The sequence below is a fragment of the Microbacterium lemovicicum genome (assembly GCF_003991875.1).
Taxonomy (GTDB): Bacteria; Actinomycetota; Actinomycetes; order Actinomycetales; family Microbacteriaceae; genus Microbacterium; species Microbacterium lemovicicum.
In genome coordinates, this window is sequence record NZ_CP031423.1 from 576,121 (window position 1) to 602,902 (window position 26,782).

The following is a 26,782-nucleotide window of genomic DNA, read 5'->3' on the forward strand; positions in this document are numbered from 1 at the left end:
CGTCCACGAGCAACGCGCCGCGCGCGCAGGAGAACCCATATGGAGCACAACGACCCGTTCGGCATCGTCGGACTCACCTACGACGACGTCCTCCTCCTGCCGGGTCACACCGACGTCATCCCCAGCGAGGCCGACACCTCTTCGCGTGTCACCCGCCGCATCACGGTCGCGACGCCGCTGCTCTCCAGCGCGATGGACACCGTGACCGAGGCCCGCATGGCGATCGCCATCGCGCGCGAGGGCGGGCTCGGCATCCTGCATCGCAACCTTTCCATCGAGGAGCAGGCCTCCATGGTCGACCGCGTGAAGCGCAGCGAGTCGGGCATGATCTCCAACCCCATCACCACCACCCCCGACGCCACCATCGACGAGGTCGAGGCGCTGTGCGGGCAGTTCCGCATCTCGGGTCTGCCGGTCATCGACGAGTCGGGCCGACTGGTCGGCATCGTGACCAACCGCGACACGCGCTTCGTGTCGGGCTTCGAGCGCTCCTCCACCCGCGTGAAGGACGTCATGACCAGCGAGGGCCTGGTGACGGCCCCCGTGGGGATCGGCGCCAACGACGTGATCGCCCTCTTCGCCAAGCACCGCGTCGAGAAGCTGCCGCTGATCGATGCCGACGGCAAGCTCGCCGGCCTCATCACGGTCAAGGACTTCGACAAGAGCGAGAAGTATCCCCTCGCGACGAAGGACGACCACGGCCGCCTGCGGGTCGGTGCGGCCATCGGCTTCTTCGGCGACGCGTGGGAGCGCGCCGAGGCGCTGCGCGACGCGGGCGTCGACGTCCTCGTCGTCGACACCGCCAACGGCCAGTCCGCCGGCGTCATCGACATCGTCCGCCGCCTCAAGGCCGACCCGTCGTTCGAGCACATCGACATCATCGGCGGCAACGTCGCGACCCGAGAGGGCGCGCAGGCGCTCATCGACGCGGGTGTCGACGCGGTCAAGGTCGGTGTCGGTCCCGGGTCGATCTGCACGACCCGCGTCGTCGCCGGCGTCGGCGTCCCGCAGGTGACGGCCGTCTACGAGGCGTCGCTCGCGGCCCGCGAGGCCGGCATCCCGGTCATCGCCGACGGCGGCCTGCAGTACTCGGGCGACATCGCCAAGGCGCTCGTCGCCGGTGCCGACAGCGTCATGCTCGGGTCCCTCCTCGCCGGCACCGACGAGTCGCCGGGCGAGATCGTCTTCCAGGGCGGCAAGCAGTTCAAGCAGTACCGCGGGATGGGATCGCTCGGCGCGCTGCAGACCCGCGGCAAGAAGACGTCGTACTCGAAGGACCGCTACTTCCAGGCCGACGTGCCCACTGACGACAAGCTGATCCCCGAGGGCATCGAGGGACAGGTCGCCTACCGCGGCCCCGTTGCGGCTGTCGCCTACCAGCTCGTCGGAGGACTGCGGCAGTCGATGTTCTACGTCGGCGCGCGCACGATCGACGAGCTCAAGGCCAAGGGCAAGTTCGTCCGCATCACCGCGGCGGGGCTCAAAGAGTCGCACCCGCACGACGTGCAGATCGTCGTCGAGGCGCCGAACTACAAGAAGTAGCCCCCGCCGCGCCCGCCCGCGGGTCGTCCTTCCTGTCCACGAAACGTGGCAACACGCCGTGCCGCTCGCGCGCCGGACGGCGTGTTGCGACGTTTCGTGGTGAGGGGGACGGTGCACAGGCGAGATGCGTCCGCGGTCAGCGGAGGCGGAAGACGGGATCGGCCTGGGCCGAGGGGTCCTCGGCGAGGTCGGCCAGCACGGCGCCCACGCCGGGCGCGAACTTGAAGCCCTGCCCGGAGAACCCGGCGCCCACGACGATGCGCCCGACGCGGTCGAGCACGAACGCCTCGTCGGGGGTCGACGTGTAGGTGCAGCTGATGGGATCCGCCGTGCAGGGCTCGAGCCCCGGCATCCACTCGGCCACGTAGTCCGCCAGTGCGGCGGCGTGCACGTCGGTGCGGAACGGGCGCGCGTCGGGGTCGACCTCGTCGCCCACGAGGTGGAAGCCGACCTTCACGCCCTCACCGGGCGACGGCATGCCGTAGACGTTGCCGGGCCACGATCCGGGGGTGACGAAGTGGTTGAACGAGGGCCAGGCCGTGGACGGATGCCGCGGCGCGAAGTGCGCGGGACTCTCCTCCGTCACGCGCAGGGGCGGCAGGGCGATGCCCGGGAGCATCCGCGCCGTCCACGCGCCCACGGTCACGACGGCGACCTCGGCCCGGACGATGCCGGTCGCCGTCCGGATGCGGACGCCGTCGGCATCCTGTGACACGTCCTCGACGGGCGTCTCCCAGCGCACCTCGCCGCCCGCCGCGGTGATGCGCTGCTCGAGCGTCCGCATCGCGACCGCCGCGCGCACCACGCCGGCGTCGGGGGAGTGCAGCACCGTCCCGTCGAAGCGCATGCCCGTCCAGCGCCGCGCCGCCTCGGCCGGATCGAGGAGTTCCGACGGGATGCCGCGGCTCGTCAGACCCGCATGAATGTCGGCCAGTCCGCCGCCCGTGCCGCCGAGGGCGGCGCCCGAGCCGTGCGAGACGAGGCCGTGCAGGCGCAGCAGCGGCTCGCCGTCGGGCTCGCCGAGGGCGTCCCAGCCCTCGCGCGCGCGGGCGAGCAGATCGAGGTAGTGCGGGTCGGCGTAGGCGTTGTTGACATTGCGCGTCGCGCCGTGGGACGCACCGCGCGTGTGCCCGCGCGCGAAGCGCTCCAGGACGAGCGGGCGCTCGCCGCGCCGGGTCAGCGCCCACGCCGTGGAGAGGCCCATGATGCCGCCGCCGACCACGACCACCCGCGTCTTCTCGTCCACGCCCCGATCCTTCCAGTCCGCGGACGCGCCCGCGCTCCTCGCCCCCTCGCGAGACGTCGCAACACGCCGCTCGGCTCTCGCGGTGGGCGGCGTGTTGCGACCTTTCGCGGTCGTCGGCGCCGGAGCCGCGTCCGGGCGAGGACGGCCCGCCCACCCCTCGCGAGACGTCGCAACACGCCGCGCACCTGACCCCCTCGCGAGACGTCGCAACGCAGAGCGCACCTCACCCCCTCGCGAGGCGTCGCAAAACGCCGCGCACCTGCCGCGGCGGACGGCGTGTTGCGACGTTTCGCGGTGGTCGGAGGGTGGTCGGGCGGTGATCGGCGGGGGGTGAGGGGGTGAGGCGACGGCGACCGCGGACGTCGTCATGCGACAGCGCGACCGCAGAAGCGAGCGGATGCCGCGTCCCCCCACCCTCTCGGACCGCCCGGGTAGGCTGGAGGGGTGAGCATGGACATCGAACTGGGACGCGCCAAGCGCGCTCGCCGCGCCTACACGTTCGACGACATCGCCGTGGTGCCCTCGCGGCGCACGCGCAACCCGGAGGACGTTTCGACCGCCTGGACGATCGACGCCTTCTCGTTCGACATCCCGGTCCTCGGTGCACCGATGGACTCCGTCGTGAGCCCGCGCACGGCCATCATGCTCGGACAGCTCGGCGGTCTCGGCGTGCTCGACCTCGAGGGACTCTGGACCCGCTACGACGACCCGGAGCCGCTGCTCGCGGAGATCGCGTCGCTCGACACGCGGGCGGCCACCGGCCGCATGCAGGAGCTGTACGCCCAGCCGATCCGGCCCGAGCTCGTCACCGCCCGGCTCGCGGAGGTGCGCGAGGCCGGCGTCACCGTCGCCGGCGCGCTCACCCCGCAGCGCACGCAGGAGCTGTACGAGACCGTCGTGGCAGCCGGCGTCGACCTGTTCGTCATCCGCGGCACGACCGTGTCGGCCGAGCACGTCTCGTCGGTCGACCAGCCGCTGAACCTGAAGAAGTTCATCTACGACCTCGACGTGCCGGTGATCGTCGGCGGCGCCTCCACCTACACCGCCGCGCTCCACCTCATGCGCACGGGCGCGGCCGGCGTGCTCGTCGGCTTCGGCGGCGGAGCGGCGTCGACCACGCGAGCGGTGCTCGGACTCCACGCGCCGATGGCCACGGCCGTCGCGGACGTCGCCGGCGCGCGCCGCGACTACCTCGACGAGTCGGGCGGACGCTACGTCCACGTGATCGCGGACGGCGGCGTGGGCACCTCCGGCGACATCGTGAAGGCGCTCGCCATGGGCGCGGATGCGGTCATGCTCGGCGTCGCGCTCGCCCGCGCGACCGACGCCCCCGGCCGCGGCTACCACTGGGGCCCCGAGGCGCACCACGCCAAGCTGCCCCGCGGCCGTCGGGTGAAGGTCGACCAGATCACCGACCTCGAGTCCGTGCTCTACGGCCCCGCGCCCGTCGCCGACGGCACCGCCAACCTCATCGGTGCGCTCAAGAAGTCGATGGCGACCACCGGCTACTCCGATCTCAAGGAATTCCAGCGCGTCGAGGTCGTCGTGGCGCCCTACAGCCTCGAATGACCGCCCCCGCGGCCGGTGCGCCGCCCACGGATGTGCCCGACGTCTTCCCGCCCACGCTGCGGGAGGTGCTGCTGCGGCCGCGCTGGATCGCGATGCTGCTGCTCTGCCTCGTCGTCGCGGGCGTCTTCGCCTGGCTCGGGCAGTGGCAGCTCGGTCGCGCGCTCACGTCGAACCCGCTTCCGCCCGGGGCGACGGAGCAGGTGCTGCCCATCGCCGATGTCGTCGAGCCGGGCGCGTACCTCGACGGTCCGCTCGTGGGTCAGCGCGTCACCATCACCGGAACCTGGGTCGCCGACGACTTCGTGATCGTCTCCTCGCGCTTCAACGACGGCCAGGAGGGCTACTGGGTCACCGGACAGCTGCGGGTCGCCGACACCGCCGCGCCGACCTCCCTCGCCGTCGCCCTCGGCTGGGCGCCGACCGAGGAGGCCGCGCGCGCCGCCGTCGACCAGCTGAACGCCGAGGCGATCAGCGGATCGACAGCGCCCTTCGCCATGACCGGGCGCCTCATCTCCGACGAGGGGCCGGCCGTCCCCCGCCAGAATGTCGACCCGCAGACCATGACGCGCATGTCGCCGGCCGCGCTCCTCAGCCGGTGGCACGACATCGACGGACTTCAGGTCTACCGCCCCTACCTGGCGGCCGAGGTCGCGCCGCCGTCGCTGCAGGACATCGCCTCTCCCGCCCCCGACGAGGGCTCGTCGATCAACTGGCTGAACATCTTCTACGCGGTCGAGTGGGCCGTGTTCGCGGGCTTCGCCTTCTACCTCTGGTACCGCCTGGCGCGCGACGCCTGGGAGAAGGAGGTGGAGGAGCTGGAGGATGCCGCGGCCGCGGCATCCGGTCCTCCTCCGCCGGTCGAAGCCACCCGCACTCCGGACGAGGGCGCCGAGGCCCGCGAGTAGACTGGGGGCATGCCCGCCGCCCCTCGACTCGCGTCGTTCCCGGCCATCCGCAGCGCCCTGAAGTTCTACCAGATCTGCTCGGTCATCACCGGCGTCGGACTGCTGCTGCTGTGCGCCGAGATGATCCTCAAGTACACCCCGCTGCGCGTGGAGCTCTTCCTCGGCGGCTCCGGCGGCTTCCTCTGGTTCGCACCCGTCATCGACGGTGCGGAGGGCCTCGTCTCCACCGGTGACGGCTTCAATCTGTCACTCGGCATCCTCGTGGCCCACGGCTGGTTCTACGTGGTCTACCTCTTCGCATGCTTCCGCGTGTGGAGCCTGATGCGCTGGCACTTCGTGCGGTTCCTGCTGCTCGCCACCGGCGGCGTCGTGCCGCTGGCATCCTTCTTCCTCGAGGTGCGCGTCGCCCGCGACGTGCGCCGGTATCTCGCCGAGCGAGAAGCCCGAGAAGCGTCCCCGACCCCCCTCGCCACGGAAGGCACCCGGTGACCCAGAGTCCATCAGAAGCAGGGACCGAGACCGATCAGCGACCCGTCCTGGTCGTCGACTTCGGTGCGCAGTACGCGCAGCTCATCGCCCGCCGCGTCCGCGAGGCCGGCGTCTACAGCGAGATCGTGCCGCACACCTTCACCGCGGCGGAGATCGCGGCGAAGAACCCCGTCGGCATCATCCTGTCGGGCGGGCCGTCGTCGGTGTACGAGCCGGGCGCCCCGTCGCTGGACGGGGGCGTGTTCGAGCTCGGCGTGCCCACGCTGGGCATCTGCTACGGCTTCCAGGTGATGGCCCAGGCCCTCGGCGGCGAGGTCGCGAACACGGGCCTGCGCGAGTACGGGGCGACGGATGCCGCGCTCGCCGGCGACGGCGGCGTGCTGCTCGGCGGGCAGCCGGCCGCGCAGAACGTGTGGATGAGCCACGGCGACCAGGTCTCGCGCGCACCCGAGGGGTTCGACGTGCTGGCGTCCACGACGGCGACGCCGGTGGCGGCCTTCGGATCGGACGAGCGCCGCATGTACGGCGTGCAATGGCACCCCGAGGTCAAGCACACCGACCACGGGCAGCAGGTCATCGAGAACTTCCTGCACCGCGCCGCGGGCCTGCCCGCCGATTGGAACAGCGGCAACGTCATCGCCGAACAGGTCGACCGCATCCGCGCGCAGATCGGCACGGGCCGTGTGATCTCGGCGCTGTCCGGCGGCGTCGACTCCGCGGTCTCGACCGCCCTCGTGCACAAGGCCGTCGGCGACCAGCTCACGGCGATCTTCGTCGACCACGGTCTGCTCCGTAAGGGCGAGCGCGAACAGGTCGAGCAGGACTACGTGGCCTCCACCGGCGTCCGCCTCATCACCGTCGACGCGCGCGAGAAGTTCCTCTCCGCGCTCGAGGGCGTCAGCGACCCCGAGCAGAAGCGCAAGATCATCGGACGCGAGTTCATCCGCGCCTTCGAGGCCGCCGAGCGCGACCTGATGGCCGAGGCCGCCGCCGACGGCGAGCCCATCCGCTTCCTCGTGCAGGGCACGCTCTACCCGGACGTCGTCGAGTCCGGCGGCGGCACCGGCGCGGCGAACATCAAGAGCCACCACAACGTGGGAGGTCTGCCGGAAGACCTGCAGTTCTCGCTCGTGGAGCCCCTGCGCACGCTGTTCAAGGACGAGGTGCGCGCCATCGGCCGCGAACTCGGCCTCCCGGAGGCGATCGTCGGGCGCCAGCCCTTTCCGGGCCCCGGCCTCGGCATCCGGATCGTGGGTGAGGTCACCGCTGACCGTCTCGAGATTCTGCGCGATGCCGACGCCATCGCCCGCGAGGAGCTGACCAAGGCGGGTCTGGACGACGAGATCTGGCAGTGCCCGGTCGTCCTGCTGGCCGATGTGCGCTCGGTGGGCGTGCAGGGCGACGGTCGCACCTACGGTCACCCGATCGTGCTCCGCCCGGTGTCGAGCGAAGACGCGATGACGGCCGACTGGACGCGACTGCCCTACGACGTGCTGTCGAAGATCTCCAACCGCATCACGAACGAGGTGCGCGAGGTCAACCGTGTCGTGCTCGACGTGACCTCGAAGCCGCCGGGCACGATCGAGTGGGAGTAGGCGGGATGGTGGAGGGCTTCCCCGACGCCGTCTACGTGGTGCTGTCGAGTCGGCTGATCCCCGACCACGACGGCGGCTACACCTTCGCCACCCTCGCGCGCGCCCGGCAGATGGCTGCCGCCGGCGTCGACGACGGCCGCGGCCCGCTGCTGCTGACGGTCGATCCGGGCACGCCCGACGACCACGAGCGTCACCGCCGCACCTTCGCGGCGCGCGACCTGATCACCGGCGTCGACCGCATGCGCAATCTCTTCGACGAGGCGGCCGACCCCGCCGGCGGTGCGGCCGCGTGGCTGCGGGCGGCGGCCCACCCGGGTGGCGCGGATCCGGCATTGGAGTACCGGCGGATTCCGGATGCCGCGGGCCGTCCGGTGCTGTCGCTGCCGGTCATCGCGGGCAACCCCGACTGGCACGTGAGCACGGCGCCCGTGGTGCTGCATGACGCGACCGGTCGGCCGGTCGGTGCGATGGATGGGTTCGGCGCCCTCTACCGCGCGTGGCTCGACCATGTGCTCGCGGAGCTGCGCGTCGGCGACCCGTCGCGCGAGGTCGTCGTGCTGTGCGAATCGCGGCAGCTCGGCGAGCTGCTCGCCGGCTGGGAGGACCCGGGCGCCCGCGTGCTGCACACCGTCCACACGATCCACCTCGAGCCCCCCTTCACCCCCGAGGCGCCGGTCAACGCGCTGTGGTCGCGGTGGCTCGGCGTCGCCGACCGCTTCGACGCCGTGCTCTGGCCGACCTCCGCGCAGCGCGACGACGTCGCCGGGCGGTTCGGCGGATCGGGTGTGCACCTGGTGGTCCCGCAGGGAGTGGATGCCGCGGCATCCGTCGTGCCTCCGACGCACCGGGTGCCCGGTCGGGTCGTCATGCTGAACCGGCTGGCGCCGGGCAAGCGCATCGACCACGCCGTGCGGGCGTTCGCGCGCGTGCGCGACCGGGTGCCGGAGGCGTCGCTCGAGGTGTTCGGGGAGGGCGCCGAGAGGGATCGGCTGCAGTCGCTCGTCGACGACCTCGCGCTCGGCGACGCGGTGCACCTGCGCGGCACGACCCACCAGCCCGATCGGGAGCTGGGGGAGGCGATGGTGTTCCTGTCGACCTCGGCCTACGAGGGGCAGGGGCTGTCGATCGCCGAGGCGCTCGCTCACGGCTGCCCGGTCGTCACGTACGACGTGCGGTACGGCCCCCGCGAGGCGCTGAGCCGCGGCGGAGGCGTGCTCGTGCCCGACGGAGACGAAGACGCCCTCGCCGACGCGCTGGTGCGGGTGCTGACCGATCCGGGCGAGCACGCACGGCTCGCCGCGGAGGCCGTCGACTCGGCCCGCCGTCTCGACCCCGCGCTGGTGATGGGCGCGCTGGCCGAGGCCGTGCGGACGGCGCTGAGCGCGCCGCCGCGCCGCGGCTGACGCCGTCGCGACGCGGACGGGTCGCCGCGAACGTCTCAGGCGCGGGCGGCGTCTGCCCGGACGGCGGCGACGATGTCGGCGGGGGAGCCGTGCCAGGGCGTGCCGTGGCCGGGCAGCACCCATGCGGCGGACACCTCCGCGAGCCGGTCGAGGGAGGCGAGCGCCTCGGCGGGGTCGTCGGTGAACGGCGCGGGCTGCGCGCCGGCGCGGCCGGTCGTGACGTGGCGCGTCGTCAGCGCGTCGCCGACGAAGACGGCGTCGGCGGCCGGCACGTGGACGGCGATGCTGCCGGGCGAGTGGCCGGGGAGGGAGATGATCCGGGGTGCGCCCGGCAGGGGGAGCACGTCGCCGTCGGCGACCTCGGTGACGGCCGTCAGCGGAGGCACGCGCCACCCGCGTTTGCGCAGGGAGTAGCCGAAGAAGCCGGTCGTCGGCGCGAGCCGCATCTTCGGCATCTCCAGCTTCGGCTTCTCGCCGCCCATCGCCCGCGCGGCGTCGCCGGAGTGGACGAACACGGGCACGCCCACCTCGCAGCGCAGGCGCTCGGCGAAGCCCAGGTGGTCGCTGTCGCCGTGCGTGACGATGAGCCCCCGGATGTCGGCGAGCCCGCGCCCGATCGACGACAGCTCCGCGACCAGGTCGTTCCAGTGGCCGGGCAGGCCCGCGTCGACGACCGTGATGCCCTCGTCGGTCACGACGAGGTAGGCGGCCACGATGTCGTTGCCGATGCGATGCAGGTGGGTGTCCAGCTTCATGATGTCCTCCGGGTTTGGTTATGGCTACGGTACGTAGCTATGATGGCTTATGTCAATAGCCATGAGGAGTTCCGATGCCGACACCCGACAGAACATCCCGTGCCGAGATCGTCGCGGCCGCGGCATCCGTGCTCGAAGCGGGCGGTGTGCCGGCGGTGACGATGCAGGCCGTCGCCGAACGCGTGGGCGTCCGCGCGCCGTCGCTCTACAAGCGGGTCCGCGACCGGGACGGACTCCTCCTGCTCGTGGCGGAGGATGCGGCGGACGACCTCACCGCGCGCCTGGCCGCGTGCGAGCCCGACCTGCCGGCCTACGCCCGCGCGTTCCGGGAGTTCGCCCGGGCGCGACCGGAGGGGTTCCGGCTGATGTTCGCGTCATCCGACGCCGCGGAGGCGACAGAGCGTGCGGCGCGACCGGTCGTCGACGCCTGCCGGGAGATCGTCGGCGCGGAGGCGGCCCTCGACGCGGCACGACTGTTCACCGCGTGGGCCGTCGGCTTCCTCACGATGGAGCTCCTCGGGGCGTTCCGCCTGGGGGGCGACGTCGACCGGGCGTTCGCCTACGGGATCGCACGTCTTCTGGACGGCCTGACCGAAGGCGCGTCCGACCGGACCGCCGAAGGCTGAGCCGCCTCATCCGGACCGCGAGCGGGCATCGCGCGGGCCGAGCGGCTCACGCCTCGGGCCAGGTGCGCCCCGCCCACGGGTTGTAGTCCGCGATCAGCTCCTCCTGCCCGGGGCGGTCCGCCTCGGGGACGTGCTGCAGGTTCACCCGCACGCGGTACCAGAGCGAGCTCGAGCCGCGCATGCCGTCGACGAGCACATCGGCGGGATGCAGCATCCCGGCCGCCTCCGGATGCGTCGCCCGCCACTGCTCCAGCGCGTCGAGCGCCTCGGGCTTCGTCTTCGTGCGGGCGACCTCGATCAGCGGCATGGTCGACGCCCGGCGTCCGGAGCCGTCGCCCGCGCGCGGCGGCTTCTCGGCCGGACCGAGCTCACGCGCGAGAGCCAGCAGCCCGTCGAGCGTGCCGACGGCGTCGTCCATGCCGGCGTGCGGGTCGCCGATCTCGGCGTAGCGGGCCGGCACCGTGAGCGCGGTGAACTCCTCGGGACGGCGGTCGCGCACCTCGTCCCAGTGCAGCGGCGTCGACACCCGAGCGTCGGCGAGCGGCCGGATCGAGTACGCGGATGCCACGGTGCGGTCCTTCGCGTTCTGATTGAAGTCGACGAACACGCTCTCGCCGCGCTCCTCCTTCCACCACCGTGCGGTGGCGAGCCCGGGCGCCCGGTTCTCGACCTCGCGGGCGAGGGTCTCCGCGGCGAGGCGCACATCGGCGAAGGTCCACTGCGGCGCGATGCGCACGAGGATGTGCAGGCCGCGCGAGCCGCTCGTCTTCGGCCAGCCCACGAGGCCCATGTCGTCGAGCACCTCGCGCGCGACCATCGCGACGTCGACGATCTGCGACCAGCCGACGCCCGGCATGGGGTCGAGGTCGACGCGGAGCTCATCGGGGTGATCGAGATCCTCCGCCCGCACGGGGTGCGGGTTGAGGTCGAGGCAGCCGAGGTTGACGACCCAGGCGAGGCCCGCGGCATCCCGGATCACCGTCTCCTCGGCTGACGTGCCCCGTGCGTACTGCAGCGTCGCTGTGTCGATGAAGCCGGGATGGTTCTCGGGCACGCGCTTCTGGAAGAACGCCTCCTGCGAGATGCCCTTCACGAAGCGCTTGAGCACCATCGGCCGTCCGCCTGCGCCGCGCAGCGCGCCGTCGGCGACGGAGAGGAAGTACCGCACGACGTCGAGCTTGGTGATGCCGGGCTCGGGGAAGACGACCTTGTCGGGGCTGGACACGCGCACCTCGTGCCCGTCGATCTCCAGGAACTCTTCCTTGCGCGCAGCCATGTGCCGAGGCTATCCACGACCCGCGACACGGGGCGAGACCTTGACGTCGCCCGCGCGGCCGGGAACGCGGAACGGCCGCCCGGTGAACCGGACGGCCGTTCTCGGAAGGGATGCTGCGGCTAGTTGTTGCCGCGGGCGATCGCGAGGATGCGCAGGATCTCGACGTACAGCCACACGACGGTGACCATGATGCCGAAGCCGCCCATCCAGCCGTAGACGCGGGGGGCGCCGTTGCGCACGCCCTGCTGCACCTGGTCGAAGTCGAGCACCAGGGAGTACGCCGCCATGATGACGACGAAGACGCCGATGATGACGCCCCACGGGATGCCGAACGGGCCGGGCATGCTGCGCAGGCCGAAGGCGCCGCCGGCGATCGGCGCGCCGAAGACCATGAGGCCGAGGTTGATCAGCGAGAAGACCAGGTAGCCGATCATCGCGATCATGAAGATCTTGGTGGCCTTCTTCGACGCCCGGATGCGGCCGCTGGCGAACAGGGCGAGCGTGACGCCGACCACGACGAGCGTCGCGAGGGTCGCCTGCACGACGATGCCCGGGTAGAGGAACTCGAAGAACGCGGAGATGCCTCCGACGAACAGGCCCTCGAACGCGGCGTAGGCGAAGATCAGCGCGGGGCGGACCTTCTTGCGCGACGTGAAGATGATGACCATCGACAGGACGAAGCCGACGAGCGCGCCGATCACCCAGGGGAGGGGGTTGATGCGCGTGTCAGCCGCAGGAGCGAGACCGCCCAGGCTCCACACCCAGCCGACGGCGGCGGTGACGAGCAGGACGGCGAACAGGCTGACGGTCTTCATGACGGTGTCTTCGACCGTCATGCGGTCGGTCTGCACCGCGCCGGCGGCGGGGGCGGCGTACATGCCCTCCATCTGCGCCTGTGCGGCCATGTTCACGCCGGCGTGCTGCCCGGCTGCGGACGCTGCCGGCGGCGGGGTCAACGTCGGGTAGGCCTGCCCGGACCTCTTGTCCTGGAAGGCGGGATTGTTGAACGCGGGGTTGTTGAGGGCCACTGCTCTCACACTCCAAAGTCGGTCTGTCTCAGCCCGGTGCTGTCCCTCAAAGATAGCCGACCTGCATACGGGCACACCTGATCACGGCTGGGATTCGGCCCAGAGCGTACCCATCGTGGTATGCGGATGCCGCGACCCGGCCCGTAGCCTGGTCTCGTGCCGCGGATCCCTCCCCTCGTGATCGGACACCGGGGGGCGCCGGGGTACCGGCCCGAGCACTCGCGCGCGTCGTACGAGCTGGCCCTCGCCCTGGGCGTCGACGCCGTCGAGCCCGACGTCGTCCCGACGCGCGACGGCGTGCTCGTCGTGCGGCACGAGAACGAGATCTCCGGCACCACCGACGTGGCCGACCGGCCGGAGTTCCGCGATCGCCGCGCCACGAAGACCGTGGACGGCGAGATGCTCACCGGCTGGTTCACGGAGGACTTCACGTGGGCCGAGCTGTCGACCCTCCGCTGTCGAGAGCGGCTGCCCGGCCTCCGGCCGGAGAGCACGGCTTTCGACGACACCGAGCCGGTGCTGCGGCTGCGCGACGTGCTCGACCTCGTGCGCGACGCCCGCGGCGCCCGGGAGGTCGGTGTCGTGCTCGAGATGAAACACGCGACGTACTTCTCCGGCATCGGGTTCGACGTCGCCGCCCTGGTGGAGCACGAGCTGCGTGCGGCGGGCTGGGCGGACGGCGCGCATCCGCTCGTGGTCGAGTCGTTCGAGCTCTCGGTGCTGCGGCGGGTGCGGGAGCGCGGCATCCGTGCCACGTGGATCTACCTGCTCGAGGAGACCGGGGCACCGGCTGATCTCGTGGCCGCGCACGGGGCGGCGTCGGCGCCGCCGTACGCGCAGACCCTCTCCCCGACGGGACTCGACGGTCTCGTCGGGATCGTCGACGGCATCAGCGTCGACCGGCGGATGATCCTCGATCCGGACGCCCACGACCGTCCCCGCGGGCCGGCGGCCTTCGTCGCCGAGGCGCACGCGCGCGGCCTCCTCGTCTACACGTGGACCTGCCGCGCCGAGAACGCCTTCCTGCTGACGCCGTTCCGCACGAGCGCCGACCCGGCGGAGATCGGGCGCTACGCCGAGGAGTGGGCGGTGATCCGGGATGCCGCGGTCGACGGTGTCTTCGTCGACCACGCCGACCTCGGTGTCGCTTTTTTCCGCGGATGAGCGCCGAAACCCGACGCGATCGGGCCCTCCGTGCGTCTCCGCCGCGGGCGCCGCAATAGAGTCGGCCTATGTCGCAGAACCGGGATGAGCCGGCGCAGGCCGGTCTCGGCCGGCGCGGGTTCATCGCGGCATCCACTCTGCTGGCCCTCGGGCTGACGAGCTTCGACCTCGCCCGGCTCGCCCCGCCGGCCAGCGCCGCGGCCCCGTTCTGGGGGTATCCGCTGCGCGCGTACGGCACCGTGAGCACGATCTTCAACCCCGGTCAGACGATCACGAAGGACGAGCGGGCCCACGACGGCATCGACTTCACCAACTCCGTGCCCGGATCCCGCAACGGCGACCCGATCTTCTCCGTCGCCGACGGCATGGTGCTCGCATCCCAGTCCGGCGGCGCCTACGGCAACCTCGTGATCATCCAGCATCAGGACGGCTGGCGCAGTCGGTACGCGCACACCACCGACGGCAGCCTGATCGAGAAGGGGATGCCGGTGAACCGCGGTCGCAAGATCGCCACCATCGGCGCGACGGGCAACGCCACCGGCCCGCACCTGCACTTCGAGGTCCTCAACGACGGGGTGCTCCAGGACCCCTGGCCTTTGATCCGACGGGCGCCGCTGCCCGGTCTCGGAAACACGTACTCTCGCGATCTGACGGAGGCTGACATGTCCGTGCAACTGTGGCTCTACACCCCCACGAACTCGCTCATGCTCGTGGACCACATGAACATGACGATCCGCAACCTCGGCAACGTGCCGTCGGTCGAGCGGGACTTCTTCTCGTCGGGCGCCTTCTCCTATCGTCCGATCGGCGAGCCGGCGTGGACGAACACGTTCAAGAACTTCACCTACGTGAAGGTGCCGAACGTGGTCAACCAGCCCGCGACCTAGCGGCGGTGACCGTCGACAGCGCGTGTGTCGGCCCCGTCGCCCTGGCGTGGGCGGTCGCGCCGCCGGACGATGACGCGGCGATCCGCGCGGCCGCGGCGCACCTGCCGGCCTCGCAGGCGCGGCGCGCCAGGTCGCTCACCGGTGCCCGGGCTGCGGCTTTCCTCACGGGACGGCGTCTGCTCGCCCTGCTCGCTGCGGACCTCGTGCCCGGCGTCGCCCTCGAGATCGACGCGCGGTGCGCGACCTGCGGCGAGGACCATGGGCGTCCCCTCGCGGTCGGTGCGCCGCTGGCGCTGAGCGTCGCCTACGCCGGGCCGCTCGTCGTCGCCGCAGCAGCGCTGCAGGAGGACGTTCGGGCCGTGGGCGTCGACGTCGAGCGGGAGGGCGGAGTCGCGGACCTCGGCGACCTCGTGCCGGCGGGTGCGGGAGGTCTGGCCGGGTGGACGCGCATCGAGGCGGTCGTCAAGGCCGATGGCCGCGGCATCCGTCTCGACCCGGGAGAGGTGCGCATCGACCTCACCGCCGCGGGGCCGCTGCTGGGTCAGGCGGCCGCCCGGCTGCCGGGCCGCGACGACGTCGTCGAGGTGGCCACGGTCACCGGCCCCGCCGGGCATCTGCTCAGCGTCGCGGTCATCGCCGCGCGCGTCTGAGCGAGCGGATGCCGCAGCCCCGCGTCACGCGGCAGGCAGGGCGGGCAGCGCCGTCTCGTCGAGCCACGGGCGCAGAAGATCGCGTGCGGCCGCGCCCGCCCGCTCCGCGACCAGGCCGGTGAAGTCTGCCGTCCTGACCGTGCGGCCGCGCCCGGCATCGGTCCAGGCGCGCAGGAGGGCGAAGAACGCATCGTCGCCGATGGTCAGGCGCAGCGCGTGCAGGGTGAGCGCGCCGCGCTTGTAGACGCGGTCGTCGAACATCAGCTCGGGCCCGGGGTCGGCGAGCAGGAGGTCCTGCGGCAGCCGGCGCAGGCGGGCGTGGTGGGCCGTGGCCTCGGCGTGGGCGGATGGACCGCCGGAGCGCTCCGACCAGAGCCACTCGGCATAGCAGGCGAAGCCCTCGTTCAGCCAGATGTCGCGCCACAGCGCCAGGCCCACGCTGTTGCCGAACCACTGGTGGGCCAGCTCGTGGGCGATGAGGCGCTCGAGACCGCCGAAGCCGTCGATGTGGTTCGAGCCGAAGATGCCCATGCCCTGCGCCTCGAGGGGGATCTCGAGATCGTCGGCGGTCACGACCACCGCGTACGCCGGCGAGGGGTAGGGGCCGAAGACCTCCTGATACAGGGCCATCATGCGACCGAGGTCGGAGAAGTCTGCGTGCACCCGCGACGCCGCGGGGCGGGGGTAGTGCAGCTCGCCGCGCACGCCGTCGAGGTCGAGCGTCTCGGTGACGTAATGCCCCATCTGCACGGTCACCAGGTACGTCGGCGTCGGGGTCACCCACTCGAACACCCACGCGCGCCGGCCCCGCACGGTGGCCACCTCGACCAGGGGACCGGCGGCGACGTCGTAGCCGGGGTCGGTCGTGAACGACAGCCGGTAGGTCGCCTTGTCGGACGGCACGTCGTTGCAGGGGAACCAGGTCGGGGCGCCCGTGGGCTGCGAGGCGACGATCAGGCCGTCCTCGAGCTCCTCCCACCCGAGGGTGCCCCAGCGCGTGCGGCGCGGCCGGGGTGCGCCGCCGTAGGCGATCTCGAGGTCGAACCCCTCACCCGCCCGGAGCGGCCGCGAGGGCTTGACCTTCACCTTGCGGTCGCTCTGCGTGAATCCGGCGCGCGGGTCGCCCCCGAGGCGGACCTTCGTCGCCCGCAGCCCGACGAGGTCGAAGGACAGGGCGGCGGTGTCGCTCACCACCGTGCCGGAGATGCGGGCGGTTCCCGACAGCCGGTTCGTCGCGATCTTGTAGTCGAGCTGCAGGTCGTAATGCGACACCGACACCGCGGCATCCCCGCTCTGCGGCGTGTACGCGTCGACGGTCATGCGTCGGCGGCCTGATAGGCGCGGACCTTCACCACCCGCCAGGGACCGATCGGGTTGCCGCTCCAGCGGCTTCCCACCGGCACGTCCTCGCCGCGCATGACGAGCGACGCCGGGCCCACCGTCGCGTCGGCGCCGATGGTCGCAGCGGGCAGGACCACGCTGTGGGGGCCGAGGGTCGCACCCGGTCCGAGGGTCACGGTGTCGATGCTCATCACTCGATCATGGAACAGATGCGTCTGCACCACGCACCCGCGGTTCACCGTGGCGCCGTCGCCCAGGGTGACGAGGTCGGGTTCGGGGAGCCAGTAGCTGTCGGTCCAGACGCCTCGGCCGATCTTCGCGCCGAGCGAGCGCAGCCACATCGCCAGCGCCGGCGTGCCTGCGGCGGAGTTCGCGAACCAGGGCGCGGCGAGCATCTCGGTGAAGGTGTCGGCAACCTCGGTGCGCCACACGAACGACGACCAGAGCGGATGCTCGCCGGGGCGGATCACGCCCACGAACGTCCACTTCGCGAGGGTGGTGATCGCCGCGGCGACGGCTCCCGCCAGGAGCAGCACGGACCCCGACAGCACCGCCGCGACGAGCGGACCCCACTGCTCGCTGAGCCAGCCGAGCGTGAGGAGCACGGCGAGCCCGAGGGCGCAGGTCACCACGACGGGGATCAGCCGGCACAGCTCCCACAGGGTGCGGGCGACCCGGAGGCGGCGGGCGGGCCGGTAGGTGCGGTCGAGGTCGGCGTCGTTCACGACGCGGCGGAGGCGCACGGCCGGCGAGCCGAGCCACGACGACCCGGGCTTCGACTTCTCCGGAGCCACCGACAGCACGGCGACCAGGCCGTCGCGCGGCACGCGGTGCCCGGGGCCGGCCATGCCGGAGTTGCCGAGGAACGCGCGCTTGCCGATGCGCGCCGGTCCGATGCGCATGCGTCCGTGGCGGAGCGCGTAGGTGGCCACCATGGTGTCGTCCGCGAGGAAGGCGCCGTCGTCCACGGTGGTCATGGAGGGGATGAGGAGCACCGTGGATGCTTCGACATCGCGTCCGACGGTGGCGCCCAGCATCCGGAGCCAGACGGGGGTGAAGAGACTCGAGTAGATCGGGAAGAGGGTGGTTCGGGCGGCGTCGAGGATGCGCTCGGTCGTCCAGGCCTGCCAGGCGATGCGGCCGCGCACGGGGTGGTCGCCCTCGACGAGCCCGATGGCGAGGAGCCGCACGGCCAGCACTACGACGCCGGCGAAGACCACGCCCGCCACGAGCACCGCCGGCACGAGCCAGGCCAGGAGCGCCGGGATCGCGTCGGCGATCGAGTCCGCACCGCGCATGCCCGCGGCCAGCACCAGCCCGCCGGCGGAGAAGGCCGCGAGGGGGAGGAGCGCGAGCGCGGTGGAGGACGCCGCGTACGCCCACAGCCAGCGGCGGCGGACGGGCGGGCGCGGGAGGTCGTCCGGAGTCGCCGACCCCACGCGGACGGCGGGGGAGCCGGCCCACTGCTGGCCGGCGCGCACGCGACCGAACACCGCGGAGCCGGGGGCGATCTCGGCGCCGCGGCCGATCTTGGTGCCGGGCGCGAGCGTGCTGCGCGAGCCGATGGTGGCGCCTGCGCCGATGCGGATGCCCCCGATGCGGACCGTGTCGCCGTCGATCCAGGAGCCGGTGAGGTCGACCTCGGGCTCGATGGCGGCGCCCGATCCGACCTCGAGCATGCCGGTCACGGGCGGGAGGGTGTGCAGGTCGACGTCGCGGCCGATCTTCGCGCCGAGCGCCCGCGCGTAGTACGTGACCCAGGGGGCGCCGGCCATGCCGACGGGGTCGATCTGCCCGGCGACCTGCTCCGCGAGCCAGAGGCGGAGGTGCACGCCGCCGCCGCGCCGGTAGTCGCCGGGGCGCACGCCGGCCAGCAGGAGCCGGGCGGCGCCGGCCGACAGCGCCATGCGGCCCAGCGGCGTCGCGAACACGAGGAGCCCCGCGACGATGACCCACAGCGGTGCGTCCGGGAGGAAGGCGAAGCCGGGCACCAGCTGGAGGATCCAGCTCGCCGTCAGCAGCCAGAGCAGCCAGCGGATGCCGCTCAGCACGAACAGCGGCACACCGGCCACGGTCTGCACCCACTGCATGATGCGCGGAGTGGGGGAGGCGCTGGTGAAGACGGCGGGCTCGCCGTCGTCCTCCGCGGACTCCGCCTCGACGGCCTCGGCCATCTTCGCCAGCCGCGGCAGGTCGTAGACGTCGGCCATCGTGAACTCGGGCGCACGGGTGCGGATGCGCGATACGAGCTGCGCCGCGGCGAGGGACCCGCCGCCGAGCTGGAAGAAGTCGGCGTCCAGGCCGCCTGGCCGGATGCCGAGCACCGCGCCCCACTGCTCGGCCAGCCACGCGGCGGTGCCGGAGAGCTGACCGTCCTCGCCGTCCCCGTCGGTGAGAGGCCAGGGAAGAGCCGCCTTGTCGACCTTGCCCGAGGTGCGCACGGGCAGGTCGTCCACCGTCGCCAGAAGGGGGATGAGGGGTGCGGGAAGAGTCTCCGCCAGCTCGGCGCGCGCCCGGCCGCGGTCGAAGCCCGCATCGGGGACGACGTAGCCGACGAGCAGCGCGACCCCGGCCGCGGAGCGCTGCACGACGACGGTGGCGGCCGAGACGTCGCTGAGCGACTGCAGGGCCGCCTCGACCTCGCCCAGCTCGATGCGCCGACCGCCGATCTTGACCTGGTCGTCGGCGCGGCCCTGGAAGACCAGACCGGCCGCCTCTGCGCGAACGAGATCGCCGGAGCGGTAGGCGCGGTCCCAGCCGAGAGTCGGGAAGGGGGCGTACTTCTCGGCGTCCTTCGCGGGATCGAGGTAACGGGCAAGGCCCACCCCGCCGATGATGAGCTCTCCGACCGCGCCCTCGGCCACCGGCATCCCGTCGCCGTCGACGACCGCCAGCGCCCAGCCGTCCAGCGGCAGGCCGATGCGCACCGGCGCCGTGCCGTCCATCAGCGCCGCGCAGGCCACGACCGTCGCCTCGGTGGGGCCGTACGTGTTCCAGACCTCGCGGTCGTCGCCGATGAGCCGCGCCGACAGCTCGGGCGGCAGCGCCTCGCCGCCGAAGATCAGCAGGCGGATGTTCTCGATCGCGTCCTGCGGCCAGAGGGCCGCGAGGGTCGGCACGGTCGAGACGACGCTGATGCTGTGGCCGACCAGCCAGGGGCCGAGGTCTTCACCGGAGCGGACGAGCGCGCGGGGCGCGGGCACGAGGCACGCCCCGGATCGCCACGCCAGCCACATCTCCTCGCACGAGGCGTCGAACGCCACCGAGAGTCCGGCCAGCACGCGGTCTCCCGGGCCGAGCGGCGCGCCGCGCAGGAAGAGGCGCGCCTCCGCGTCGACGAACGCCGCCGCCGAGCGGTGCGAGACGGCGACGCCCTTGGGCACCCCGGTCGAACCCGAGGTGAAGATGATCCACGCGTCGTCCTCGACCGTGGGCGGCGGCACGATGAGCGTCGCGCTCGACGAGGGGTGGGGCGCATCGCCGGCGAAGAGCGCGCCGGCGTCGCCGGCGGACGGCGCCGACTCCGCGGAGGGCGTGAAGACGCCGCGGGCGCCGATGACCCCGCGGACGTGCGCCTCGCCGAAGACGAGGTCGGCGCGCTCCTGCGGATCGTCGGCGTCCACCGGCACGTAGGCGGCGCCGGCCGCGAGGATGCCGAGGATCGCCACGTAGAGCGCTCGGTCGCCCGACGGCATGCGCACGCCGACCCGGTCGCCGCGCACGACCCCGTGCTCGTGCAGGCGCGCGGCCGTGCGCCACACCTGCGCCAGCAGCTCCGCGTAGCTGAGCGCGCCGTCGGCGTCCTCGAGCGCGGACGCCTCGGGATGCCGTGCCGCGGTGTCGCGGAGGATGTCGATCAGCGTGCGCGGTGGGGGCGCGACGGACGTGCGGTCGAACGCCTCGGTGGTCGGCGGGCTCGCCATGTCCACTCACACACCTCTCGGGATCGCGCCTCCGGTGCGTGGCGCGCGGCACAGGATACAGGGGCGATCGGAACGGCACGGGAACGGGAGGCTCGTCGCGCGACGGCATGATGGACGAGTGAAACTCGCGGTCATCGGCGCAGCCCTGCTCGCAGCGGGCGTGGTCGCCGCCGTGACCGGCGTGCTTCCGGCGGAAGACGTCGCGGCGATCGGGGAGCGCGTGTGGCCGATCCTGCTGTTCGTCGTCGCCATCACGATCGTCGCGGAGCTGGCGGCGATCGCCGGGCTGTTCGACGTCGTCGCGGCGTTCCTCGCTCGCCTGTCCGGCGGTCGCACGTGGACGCTGTGGCTGCTCGTGGTCGCCCTCGCCGTCGTCTGCACCTCGTTCCTGTCGCTGGACACCACGGCGGTCCTGCTCACTCCGGTGGTCGTGGGTGTGGCGAAGGCCAACCGCCTGCCACCGCTGCCGTTCGCCCTCGCCACGGTCTGGCTGGCCAACACGGCGTCGCTCGCGCTCCCCGTGTCCAACCTGACCAACCTGCTCGCGGTGCACCGGCTGGACGCGGGCACGGGGGAGTTCCTCGCGCTCCTCGGCCCCTCGGCGCTCATCGCCGTCGTCGTGACGGTCGCGATCCTGGCGCTCGTGAATCGACGCGACCTGCGCGGGAGGTTCGACCCGGCCCCTGCGCCGGCCGTCGGCGACCGGCCGCTGCTGATCGTGTCGGCGATCGTCGTGACCGCGCTGCTGCCGCTGCTGGTGTCGGGGCTGGACCCGTGGATTCCCGCGCTGGCCGCCGCCGCCGTGATGGTCATCGTCTACGTCGTCCGCGCGCCGCGCGCCCTGCGGCCCGGCCTCGTGCCGTGGCAGCTCGTCGTCTTCGCCTCCGGGCTGTTCCTCGCCGTGGGCGCGCTGCAGTCGCTGGGAGCCGACGCGGTGATCGCCGCGGTCGCCGGCCACGGCGACGACCTTCCCGCCCTCGTGCGGCTGGCCGGGACGGGCCTGGTCGGCGCCAATGCGATCGACAACCTTCCGGCCTACCTCGCGCTGGAGAACACCGCAGACACGCCGGCACGGCTGGGCGCCCTGCTGGTGGGCGTCAACGCGGGCCCGCTGATCACGCCCTGGGCGTCGCTGGCGACCCTGCTCTGGCACCAGCGCCTGGAGGCCGCCGGCGTGCGGATCGGCTGGGGTCGCTACGCCCTCCTCGGATTGTGCGCGGCACCCGTCATCGTCTTCCTGGCGGTGCTGCCGCTGGCGCTGTGAGGCGGTGCCGGCGCACAGGACGCACGAGAAAAGGCCAGGCTTCGCGCCTGGCCTTCTTCGTCGGCGCCGAGCGCCGTGCGGATGTCGCCGCGTCAGGCGGCGGTGACGAGTCGGTCGGGTACAGCCGTCTCGGCCGCGTACCAGCTGTCGAGCTCGATCTGCAGTCCGCTGCCCGAGCTGGCACGGATCGCGAAGTCCTGCAGCACGGCGGAGTCGAGCTTGCCGGCTTCGACAGAGGTGAAGACGAACCGGAGGGGGATCGATTCCTGCAGCCAGAGCGCGGAGCGGCCGGCCGGATCGGTGATGGTGTGGCGCCAGCCGAGCGTGAAGCTCTCCTTGCGGCGCAGTTTGGTGGTGATGACCACCTTGAGATGACTGAGCAGAGCGTCGGGGAACTCGATCGGCTCCGCACGGTCGCCGTAGTACAGCATGCCCATCATGACTCCTTCGGTGTGTCGATCGGCGCATCCGCGGTGGCGGAGCCGACTTTCTCGACTGTACCCGAAAACTCACTCATTTAGTTAAACCAGTGAATAGCTCACTCGGTTAATCATCAGGTAGGATGAAATCATGACGACCAGCAGCAGCACCGACGCGGGCGGCGAGACGCCGACCCTGCGCGCTGCCCTTCTGGCCTACGGCAACGCCCGCGCACGCAGCGTCGGCGCCGCCCGACGCACCCTCGACATCGGCGAAGGCGACGCCCGCGCGATGCTGCACATCGCCGATCATCCGGGCATCAGGCCCTCTCAGCTCCGGGAGTTCCTCGACATCACCGCCGCGGGCGTCACCGCGCTGATCGATCGCCTCGAGCGCCGTGATGTCCTCCGCCGCGATGCCGATGCGGATGACAGGCGGGTCACGCGCATCACCCTCACCGTCGACATGACGGCGACACCGTGGGTGGCCTTGACGCGCTTCGACACCCGATTCGACGAGGCCACCGCACTGATGGATCAGGCGGCGGTCGGCCGGTTCGCCGCCTCTCTCGACGAGCTCACCCGCGCGACGGCCGGCGCGCCGTCCTGACACGACGGGCGCTCCCGAGCGGTCGACCTCAGCTCGCGTCGGCTCCGGCGAAAGCCGCTGACTTCGCTTCGAGGAACGCGCACAGTTCGGCCACCACCGACAGCTCCGAGGCGAGGCTCGCGACAGCGGCCGCGTCGAGCACGGCGGTGTCCTCCCGGGCCTCGAGCGTGACGCGCCACGTCGTCGAGGGCGCGGCGTCGGGCTCGATGTAGATCACCGTCGGGGCATAGGTGAGGCGCACCCCCACCAGACCGGTGTCGGCTCCCTCGTCGCCGTCCTGCTGCATCACCGTCACCGTCGCGGATGTCGGATGCCCGAGCGCGCGGAACTCCTCGAGCCACCCGGCGATGGTGCGCTGGCTGCGGAAGGGCATGAACGAGGTCTCCTCGGCGTAAACGGACATCAACAAAACCGTACCTGGGGGCTCTGACATCCATCCACACCCCTGAGGATGGATGTCGCTACACCGTCGCTCACCGGTCTGCAACGGTCACCGGTGAGCGGGCGGTCGGTCCTAGCCTTCGGGTTGGATAACGCCCCGCAGAAGGACAGGAGTCGTCATGAGCGAGAACAGCGACACGTCGTCGCACGACCGAGCGAACAACGAGCCGATCGAGGAGCCCGTCGACCCGAGCGCGGAGGCCGCGCCCGCCGATCCGGAGACCGGCGCCGCGGAGCCGTCCACGGAGCCGAGCACCGAGAAGGACCCCGGTGAGGAGCCGAAGGCCGCCCGCCCCCACGATCCGTCCCCGGATCACGAGGCCGTCGGCATCGGCGTCGTCGGCGGACCGCAGGTGGATCCGGACGCCGGAGCCTGACCGCGGAGACCGCAATGCGGACGGATGCCTCGGCCCGAGGCATCCGTCCGCCTCTCGTCTCGTCGCCGAGACCACGTGCGAGACCGCCGCGCAGCGGATCGCACGCGAGCATTACGGGGTGACGCGTTCCAGCAGCCCATCGAGGGCGTCGCGGAGCTCGGTCAGGGAGTCGTAGACGGCGATCGCACCGGCATCGGTGAGCTCGGCGGCGGAGAATCCCCCGGTGCGCACGGCGACGGTCGGCACCTCGGCCTTGGTCGCCGCCACGATGTCCCAGGTCGAGTCGCCGATCATGACGCCCGACGTGCCGCCCACGCGGTCGAGTGCGGTCTGCACGAGATCGGGCTCGGGCTTGCTGTTCTCGACGTCGTCGGAACTCGTCCAGGCATCCACCACGTCGGCGCCGTCCACGAGGTCGAGGAAGCGCTCCACGTGCTCCGCCTTGCCGGAGCTCGCCAGCACCACCTGGAACCCGCGCTGCTTCACCGCCACGAGCAGGTCGTGGGCCGACGCGAACGGCTTCACCTCGTCGATGACCTCGTCGAACTCCTCGGTCCAGGCCTCGCGCAGCGCCTCGCCGTGCTCCGCCTCGACGTCGTCGCTCGTGACGCTCGCGATCAGCTGATCGCCGCCCATGCCGATGGCGCGGTGGATGCGCCACACCGGCACCGTGATGTCGTGCCGGCGGAAGGCGCGGAACCACGACAGGGCGTGCTGGTAGTTCGTGTCGACCAGCGTGCCGTCCACGTCGAACAGGACCGTGTCGACGGCCAGCGGCGTGCGCAGGGCGTCGTCGCCGCGCGTCATCGATGCAGGAGGCTCTGGAGGAAGCCGGCGACGGGGCGCTGCTGCTCGCCCTGCTGCGCGCCGAGGATCAGGAGCGCACCGGTCGCGAGGGGGATGAGCCACTGCACGACGCGCTGCTGACGCTGTGCCGAGGCCAGCTTCCGGGATGCCGCGGCACCTGGCTCGGTCACGCCCGCACCGCCCTCTTCGGCCCGAGCGGCCATCTTCGCGCCGAGGATCGCCGAGTACCCGGTCGCGATCAGGGCGAAGGCGGTGATGCCGAGCTTCAGCTCGGTGTTGGCGCGCGCCTCCGGCTGCTTCACGAGGCGGGTCTTGTTGCCCAGGATGAGCCCCACGCCCCCGATGCCGTGGGCGATGATCGCGGTGAGCTGCACAGGAGCCCACCGGCCCCACCCGATCGAGGACAGACGGAGGCGCTCCGACGGCTCGGCGGCCTTCGCGGTGCCGCCGTTGAGTCCGACCGCGCCCATCAGGGCACCCCCGAACCACGCGGCCAGGCCGACGTCGTGGAGCGAGCGGACAAGGGTGTTGCGCTGGGACATCTAGGATTCCAATCCGGGTGGTGAGCGGCTCACCTTCGTCGATCCCAACCCGATCGGCACGGGGGTTGCCCACCCGGAGCCGACGTGCAAGCAGAGGGAGCGCAGCAGTGCCGATCCGGATCGTGGAGGTCGCCTACGACGATGAGCGCGCCCAGGAGCTGCGCCGGCAGCTGAACGACGACCTCGACCAGCGGTATGCGCCGCTGCACGCCCCGGCGGAGTCCGACGAGGTGCGCGCGGCGCGGGCCGAGGCGCTGCGCACCCGCCCGGAGGAGATCGTCCAGACCTGGCTCGCGCTCGACGAGGGCGGCGCGGCTGCGGGGCACGTGATCCTGCGCCGGCTCGGCGAGGAATGGGAGCTCAAGCGCCTCGTCGTCACACCGGCCGCGCGGCGCCGCGGCGTCGGGCGCGCCCTCACCGCCGCCGTCGTCGACCGCGCCCGGACGGACGGCGCGCACCGCGTCATCCTGCAGACCGGTGCCGCACAGCCCGAGTCGCTGGCCCTCTACACGGGCGCCGGATTCCGGCCCATCCCGGTCTACGAGCCCTACGCCGCCACCATGGCCGGCTCGCTCTGCTTCGCGCTCGACCTCGACTGATCCCCGTGTCGGCACGTCGCGTCGGCCGTGAGATCGGCGGGCAGCCGATCCCGAGGTCCGACCCCCGGGGCACACTGTCACCGTGCCCTCGCTTCCCGTGCCGCCCCCGCCGTCCATCGGCACCTCCGACGACACGGCCGCCTGGGTCGCGGAGCACCTCGGCGACCTCACTCGCGAAGGCCCTGAGGGGGTGCGGGCCGGCGGCTTCACCGGGGGCCAGGCGGCGGCGGATGCTGCGCTCGCCGCCCTCGACATCACCGGCTATGCGCGGTCGCGCAGCACCGTGCTCCCCGCATCGCGCAGGGGCGCGTCGCGGATGTCGCCCTACATCCGGCACGGCCTGCTGAGTCTCCGCGAGGTGTGGGACGCGGTGTCGGACGCCCACGACCAGGACAGGAAGCGCTACCGCGACGAGCTGCTGTGGCAGGAGTACGCGCGACACCTCTACGCCCGGGTCGGCCCGGCGCTGGGCAGGCCGCTGCGCGCGGAGCAGCCTCGCTCCGGCCGATGGGACGGTGACCCGTGGCCGGCCGAGATGGCCTGCATGGACTTCACGGTCGGCATGCTCCACGACGAGGGCTGGCTCGTGAACCAGACCCGGATGTGGCTGGCGTCGCAGTGGACGGTGCGCGCCGGCGCCGACTGGCGTGAGGGGGAGGACGAGTTCTTCGCCCACCTCCTCGACGGGTCGCGGGCGGCCAACCGCCTCGGCTGGCAGTGGACCGTCGGCACGGGCAGCGGCAAGCCCTACGGCTTCAGCCGCTGGCAGGTGCAGAAGCGTGCGCCGCAGCTGTGCCGCTCGTGCCCCCTCGCCGACCGCTGTCCGATCGAGAACTGGCCCGACGCCGGTGCCGGGCCGTCGGTCACCGGACCGGATCTGGGTCGTGGCGTGACGCCGTCGGGCCCCGCGGAGGTGCAGGGGTCGGGGGCGTCGACGGTCTGGCTGACGGCCGAGTCGCTCGGACACGGCGACCCCGCGCTCGCCGCCGATCCTGCCCGGCCCGCGGTCTTCGTGTTCGACGAGCCGCTGCTGCGCCGCCTGCGGCTGTCGGGAAAGCGCCTGGTCTTCCTGGCCGAGACGCTCGGAGAGCTCGCCGCGACGCGTCCGCTCGAGGTCCGACGGGGACGGGTCGCCGACGAGCTGGCCGGCCGGGACCTCGCCACCACCTACGCGCCGGTGCCGGGGTGGGCCACCCGGGCGGCCGCGCTGACGCCGGTAGAGGTGCATCCCTGGCCGTGGCTGACCCGACCCGGCGGTGGCCCGGTGCAGTCGTTCTCGGCCTGGCGCCGCGCCCTGAGGGTCTGAACCGGCTCCTCGACGGGG

Annotated in this window: 25 protein-coding genes; 15 read left to right on the forward strand and 10 right to left on the reverse strand. The window is 72.4% G+C overall.

Annotation, left to right across the window (positions count from 1 at the left end):
• Positions 1 to 39: 39 nt before the first annotated feature.
• The gene (guaB, locus tag CVS47_RS02680) at positions 40 to 1,542 is read left to right on the forward strand and encodes an IMP dehydrogenase (protein ID WP_127094705.1); all 1,503 of its coding nucleotides are present in this window, start codon (positions 40 to 42) and stop codon (positions 1,540 to 1,542) included.
• Between the two features lie 136 nt (positions 1,543 to 1,678).
• Here the strand turns inward: guaB and CVS47_RS02685 are convergent, their stop codons facing one another.
• On the reverse strand, positions 1,679 to 2,788 hold the full coding sequence (locus CVS47_RS02685) for an FAD-dependent oxidoreductase (RefSeq protein ID WP_277600962.1): 1,110 nt from the start codon (positions 2,786 to 2,788) through the stop codon (positions 1,679 to 1,681).
• Between the two features lie 450 nt (positions 2,789 to 3,238).
• On the opposite strand from CVS47_RS02685, the gene CVS47_RS02690 reads away from it, so the two are divergent.
• From CVS47_RS02690 to CVS47_RS02710, 5 genes are read left to right on the forward strand one after another with little or no spacing between them, the layout of a single operon-like run.
• Positions 3,239 to 4,357: a GuaB3 family IMP dehydrogenase-related protein gene (locus CVS47_RS02690; protein ID WP_127097154.1), complete on the forward strand. Its 1,119-nt coding sequence runs from the start codon at positions 3,239 to 3,241 to the stop codon at positions 4,355 to 4,357.
• Positions 4,354 to 5,262, forward strand: a complete 909-nt coding sequence (locus CVS47_RS02695; protein WP_127094707.1) for an SURF1 family protein — start codon at positions 4,354 to 4,356, stop codon at positions 5,260 to 5,262. Before CVS47_RS02690 ends, CVS47_RS02695 begins: the two co-directional genes overlap by 4 nt.
• Positions 5,263 to 5,271: 9 nt before the next feature.
• Complete coding sequence (locus CVS47_RS02700) at positions 5,272 to 5,751, forward strand: DUF3817 domain-containing protein (RefSeq protein WP_127094708.1); 480 nt, start codon at positions 5,272 to 5,274, stop codon at positions 5,749 to 5,751.
• On the forward strand, positions 5,748 to 7,346 hold the full coding sequence (gene guaA / locus CVS47_RS02705) for a glutamine-hydrolyzing GMP synthase (protein ID WP_127094709.1): 1,599 nt from the start codon (positions 5,748 to 5,750) through the stop codon (positions 7,344 to 7,346). The genes CVS47_RS02700 and guaA overlap by 4 nt, the downstream gene beginning before the upstream one ends.
• A 5-nt stretch (positions 7,347 to 7,351) precedes the next feature.
• Positions 7,352 to 8,749 (forward strand): glycosyltransferase, encoded by a 1,398-nt coding sequence (locus CVS47_RS02710; RefSeq protein ID WP_164734590.1) that lies wholly within the window; start codon positions 7,352 to 7,354, stop codon positions 8,747 to 8,749.
• Positions 8,750 to 8,784: 35 nt separating this feature from the next.
• Here CVS47_RS02710 and CVS47_RS02715 read toward each other — a convergent pair whose 3' ends face one another.
• Complete coding sequence (locus CVS47_RS02715; RefSeq protein WP_127094710.1) at positions 8,785 to 9,504, reverse strand: MBL fold metallo-hydrolase; 720 nt, start codon at positions 9,502 to 9,504, stop codon at positions 8,785 to 8,787.
• 74 nt (positions 9,505 to 9,578) lie between these two features.
• Here CVS47_RS02715 and CVS47_RS02720 point away from each other — a divergent pair, with 74 nt between their 5' ends.
• Complete coding sequence (locus tag CVS47_RS02720; protein ID WP_127094711.1) at positions 9,579 to 10,130, forward strand: TetR/AcrR family transcriptional regulator; 552 nt, start codon at positions 9,579 to 9,581, stop codon at positions 10,128 to 10,130.
• A gap of 46 nt (positions 10,131 to 10,176) precedes the next feature.
• Here CVS47_RS02720 and ligD read toward each other — a convergent pair whose 3' ends face one another.
• Together ligD and CVS47_RS02730 are read right to left on the reverse strand one after the other, a co-directional pair.
• Positions 10,177 to 11,406: a non-homologous end-joining DNA ligase gene (gene ligD, locus CVS47_RS02725; protein ID WP_127094712.1), complete on the reverse strand. Its 1,230-nt coding sequence runs from the start codon at positions 11,404 to 11,406 to the stop codon at positions 10,177 to 10,179.
• Positions 11,407 to 11,525: 119 nt separating this feature from the next.
• On the reverse strand, positions 11,526 to 12,434 hold the full coding sequence (locus tag CVS47_RS02730; RefSeq protein ID WP_127097156.1) for a Bax inhibitor-1/YccA family protein: 909 nt from the start codon (positions 12,432 to 12,434) through the stop codon (positions 11,526 to 11,528).
• 156 nt (positions 12,435 to 12,590) lie between these two features.
• Here CVS47_RS02730 and CVS47_RS02735 point away from each other — a divergent pair, with 156 nt between their 5' ends.
• The 3 genes from CVS47_RS02735 to CVS47_RS02745 all read left to right on the forward strand — a co-directional run bounded on the left by CVS47_RS02735 (position 12,591) and on the right by CVS47_RS02745 (position 15,135).
• Positions 12,591 to 13,598, forward strand: coding sequence for a glycerophosphodiester phosphodiesterase family protein (locus CVS47_RS02735; RefSeq protein WP_127094713.1), 1,008 nt, complete (start codon positions 12,591 to 12,593; stop codon positions 13,596 to 13,598).
• 68 nt (positions 13,599 to 13,666) lie between these two features.
• Positions 13,667 to 14,485: a M23 family metallopeptidase gene (locus CVS47_RS02740; protein ID WP_127094714.1), complete on the forward strand. Its 819-nt coding sequence runs from the start codon at positions 13,667 to 13,669 to the stop codon at positions 14,483 to 14,485.
• Positions 14,486 to 14,490: 5 nt separating this feature from the next.
• The gene (locus tag CVS47_RS02745; RefSeq protein WP_127094715.1) at positions 14,491 to 15,135 is read left to right on the forward strand and encodes a 4'-phosphopantetheinyl transferase family protein; all 645 of its coding nucleotides are present in this window, start codon (positions 14,491 to 14,493) and stop codon (positions 15,133 to 15,135) included.
• 24 nt (positions 15,136 to 15,159) lie between these two features.
• On the opposite strand, the gene CVS47_RS02750 is transcribed toward CVS47_RS02745, so the two are convergent.
• Both CVS47_RS02750 and CVS47_RS02755 read right to left on the reverse strand, forming a co-directional pair.
• Positions 15,160 to 16,455 (reverse strand): M1 family metallopeptidase, encoded by a 1,296-nt coding sequence (locus CVS47_RS02750; protein ID WP_127094716.1) that lies wholly within the window; start codon positions 16,453 to 16,455, stop codon positions 15,160 to 15,162.
• Positions 16,452 to 20,399: a Pls/PosA family non-ribosomal peptide synthetase gene (locus CVS47_RS02755; protein ID WP_127094717.1), complete on the reverse strand. Its 3,948-nt coding sequence runs from the start codon at positions 20,397 to 20,399 to the stop codon at positions 16,452 to 16,454. The genes CVS47_RS02750 and CVS47_RS02755 overlap by 4 nt, the downstream gene beginning before the upstream one ends.
• 118 nt (positions 20,400 to 20,517) lie before the next feature.
• Here CVS47_RS02755 and CVS47_RS02760 point away from each other — a divergent pair, with 118 nt between their 5' ends.
• Complete coding sequence (locus CVS47_RS02760) at positions 20,518 to 21,663, forward strand: ArsB/NhaD family transporter (RefSeq protein ID WP_241240251.1); 1,146 nt, start codon at positions 20,518 to 20,520, stop codon at positions 21,661 to 21,663.
• A 92-nt stretch (positions 21,664 to 21,755) separates the two neighbouring features.
• On the opposite strand, the gene CVS47_RS02765 is transcribed toward CVS47_RS02760, so the two are convergent.
• Positions 21,756 to 22,103, reverse strand: a complete 348-nt coding sequence (locus CVS47_RS02765) for a DUF7882 family protein (protein WP_315269100.1) — start codon at positions 22,101 to 22,103, stop codon at positions 21,756 to 21,758.
• Between the two features lie 130 nt (positions 22,104 to 22,233).
• Here CVS47_RS02765 and CVS47_RS02770 point away from each other — a divergent pair, with 130 nt between their 5' ends.
• The gene (locus tag CVS47_RS02770; RefSeq protein ID WP_127094719.1) at positions 22,234 to 22,692 is read left to right on the forward strand and encodes a MarR family transcriptional regulator; all 459 of its coding nucleotides are present in this window, start codon (positions 22,234 to 22,236) and stop codon (positions 22,690 to 22,692) included.
• A 28-nt stretch (positions 22,693 to 22,720) separates the two neighbouring features.
• Here the strand turns inward: CVS47_RS02770 and CVS47_RS02775 are convergent, their stop codons facing one another.
• Positions 22,721 to 23,095: a hypothetical protein gene (locus CVS47_RS02775; RefSeq protein ID WP_127094720.1), complete on the reverse strand. Its 375-nt coding sequence runs from the start codon at positions 23,093 to 23,095 to the stop codon at positions 22,721 to 22,723.
• A 157-nt stretch (positions 23,096 to 23,252) separates the two neighbouring features.
• On the opposite strand from CVS47_RS02775, the gene CVS47_RS02780 reads away from it, so the two are divergent.
• A complete protein-coding gene (locus tag CVS47_RS02780) occupies positions 23,253 to 23,510 on the forward strand; it encodes a hypothetical protein (protein WP_127094721.1) in 258 nt (85 codons plus the stop codon).
• Positions 23,511 to 23,621: 111 nt separating this feature from the next.
• On the opposite strand, the gene CVS47_RS02785 is transcribed toward CVS47_RS02780, so the two are convergent.
• Both CVS47_RS02785 and CVS47_RS02790 read right to left on the reverse strand, forming a co-directional pair.
• Positions 23,622 to 24,317 carry an HAD family hydrolase gene (locus CVS47_RS02785; protein ID WP_127094722.1) on the reverse strand — a complete coding sequence of 232 codons (696 nt, stop codon included), beginning with the start codon at positions 24,315 to 24,317 and terminating at the stop codon, positions 23,622 to 23,624.
• On the reverse strand, positions 24,314 to 24,859 hold the full coding sequence (locus CVS47_RS02790; RefSeq protein WP_127094723.1) for a hypothetical protein: 546 nt from the start codon (positions 24,857 to 24,859) through the stop codon (positions 24,314 to 24,316). Before CVS47_RS02790 ends, CVS47_RS02785 begins: the two co-directional genes overlap by 4 nt.
• Before the next feature lie 107 nt (positions 24,860 to 24,966).
• On the opposite strand from CVS47_RS02790, the gene CVS47_RS02795 reads away from it, so the two are divergent.
• Both CVS47_RS02795 and CVS47_RS02800 read left to right on the forward strand, forming a co-directional pair.
• Positions 24,967 to 25,458 carry a GNAT family N-acetyltransferase gene (locus CVS47_RS02795; protein WP_127094724.1) on the forward strand — a complete coding sequence of 164 codons (492 nt, stop codon included), beginning with the start codon at positions 24,967 to 24,969 and terminating at the stop codon, positions 25,456 to 25,458.
• A gap of 82 nt (positions 25,459 to 25,540) precedes the next feature.
• Positions 25,541 to 26,764 (forward strand): FAD-binding domain-containing protein, encoded by a 1,224-nt coding sequence (locus CVS47_RS02800; RefSeq protein WP_127094725.1) that lies wholly within the window; start codon positions 25,541 to 25,543, stop codon positions 26,762 to 26,764.
• Positions 26,765 to 26,782: the final 18 nt, after the last annotated feature.